We start from the raw sequence: 1,708 nt of genomic DNA, 5'->3' as shown, positions 1-1,708 counted from the left end.
ATTTACATCTTTAATCAATCCTGACAAAACTATATTTGCCGGGCCTGACTTTGTGAGACTTCCAAACGTTACTTACAACCATGTTATGTTAAAAGATTTTCTAGAAGAACTTTCAAAAGTTATCAAACCCAACAATGCGTCGCTTATTGCCTATAACCGTATCAAACAAGAGTTTGCCCCTGTGCCACCTGTTAATAAAGATGAAATAATTACAACTCGCAGATTATTTGCCCAAGTGCAGGATATAATCGATTCAAATACTACAGTTCTAGCAGAGACGGGTGATTCTTGGTTTAACGGCATGAAGCTTGATCTGCCTGAAGGGGCGAGTTTTGAGATACAGATGCAGTACGGCTCAATTGGATGGTCAGTAGGAGCTACTCTTGGTTACTCACTTGCATGTAAAACCGATCATAGAGTGCTTGCGTTTATTGGAGACGGTTCATTTCAATTAACAGCTCAGGAAGTTTCAACAATGATCCGTTATAAGGTCAATCCAATAATATTTCTCCTAAATAACGGTGGATATACAATCGAAGTTGAAATACATGACGGTCCTTACAATAATATTCAAAATTGGGATTATGCGGGAATAGTAGATGTGTTTAATAAGGGCGGCGGCAATGGATGGTCCACTCGCGTTGAAACTGAAGGCGGGCTTCAGAAAGCAATAAAAACAGCACTATCACATAAAGACGGTCCTTCTCTGATTGAAGTCATCTTAGACAGGGACGATTGTAGCAAGGAACTTCTTGAATGGGGATCACGTGTTGCATCTAACAACGCCCGTCCGCCGAAGGTGCTTTAATTTGAGATTTTGAAAAACATCTATTGAGATTTTGAAAAACGTTTGTACACTTTTTATGGGTGGGAAGTACCTAAAACATCCATGTAATGTTTGATTGTTCGGAGGGAGCATATCTCATTCTTGTAATGAGCGGACTTACTTGGATCCTAATTTCTACCGCCATCAGAAAACATGTCTTCCCACCCATCCTTTAATTCCCGGAACTAATTCTCTTTAAGCATTTTAATTGCCCACTCCCAAGATGGAGGGAAATCACTGCCTTTTATAAAAGCTGTGACAAATTTTCTTCCTTCTCCAAGGTAATCACGTGATTGGTCCATAGTTTCTTTATGAGCACCTGAAGAAATAAATTTCTTAAGCGACTCAGCATTTTCCCAAACAGATATTGTATAGCCTTGCTTAGCCAAAATATCAGCCCTTAATTTAAAGCCTATTAAACCATGAGACTTCTGAAGCTGGTCTTGTACTTTTTGAACATCCTTAAAGAAGGTTGGAAAATCAAGGTAACTTCTTAACGGAAGGTAAGTAATCTGAATTATGTAATCGGTTTCAGGCTCAGGATTAATTTTAAACGGAGATATCCAAGGTGTTTCAGGCATAGGTATAATAATTTACAGAATTCTATAGAACTTTCACACTAAGATTAAAAACAGGAGATATTAGATGAGCCAAAGAACTGCACTAATAACAGGCGGAGCCAGAGGGATTGGAAAACAGATTGCACTTGAGCTTGCCAGACAAGACTGGAACATCTCAATTTGCTACAGAACAAGTGAAGATGACGCTAATGATACTATCAAAATGATTGAGGAAATAGGACCCCGAGGCTATGCTGAAAAATGTGACGTTTCAGACCCCGAGGCAGCACAGGCATTAGTAAAAAAGGTAGAAAAAGAATTT

Annotated in this window: 3 protein-coding genes; 2 read left to right on the top strand and 1 reads right to left on the bottom strand. The window is 38.9% G+C overall.

Annotated elements, in window-relative coordinates; genetic code table 11:
- The coding region (locus MPJ51_RS21740; protein ID WP_298391156.1) for a thiamine pyrophosphate-dependent enzyme at positions 1–808 on the top strand (808 nt) is incomplete at its 5' end.
- Between the two features lie 203 nt (positions 809–1,011).
- Here MPJ51_RS21740 and MPJ51_RS21735 read toward each other — a convergent pair.
- Complete coding sequence (locus MPJ51_RS21735) at positions 1,012–1,407, bottom strand: hypothetical protein (protein ID WP_298391153.1); 396 nt, start codon at positions 1,405–1,407, stop codon at positions 1,012–1,014.
- A gap of 64 nt (positions 1,408–1,471) precedes the next feature.
- On the opposite strand from MPJ51_RS21735, the gene MPJ51_RS21730 reads away from it, so the two are divergent.
- On the top strand, positions 1,472–1,708 hold a 237-nt coding region (locus tag MPJ51_RS21730; protein WP_298391151.1), incomplete at its 3' end, for an SDR family NAD(P)-dependent oxidoreductase.

This window comes from Ruegeria sp. (assembly GCF_028066395.1).
Taxonomy (GTDB): domain Bacteria; phylum Pseudomonadota; class Alphaproteobacteria; order Rhodobacterales; family Rhodobacteraceae; genus Ruegeria.
The sequence above is the reverse complement of the archived record's forward strand: the minus strand, read 5'-3'. Positions and strand labels throughout refer to the sequence as shown.

What these genes read in the sequence shown, in the direction of transcription:
- MPJ51_RS21735 (WP_298391153.1), bottom strand. Translation starts at nt 1,407, where the DNA reads ATGCCTGAAACACCTTGGATATCTCCGTTTAAAATTAATCCTGAGCCT.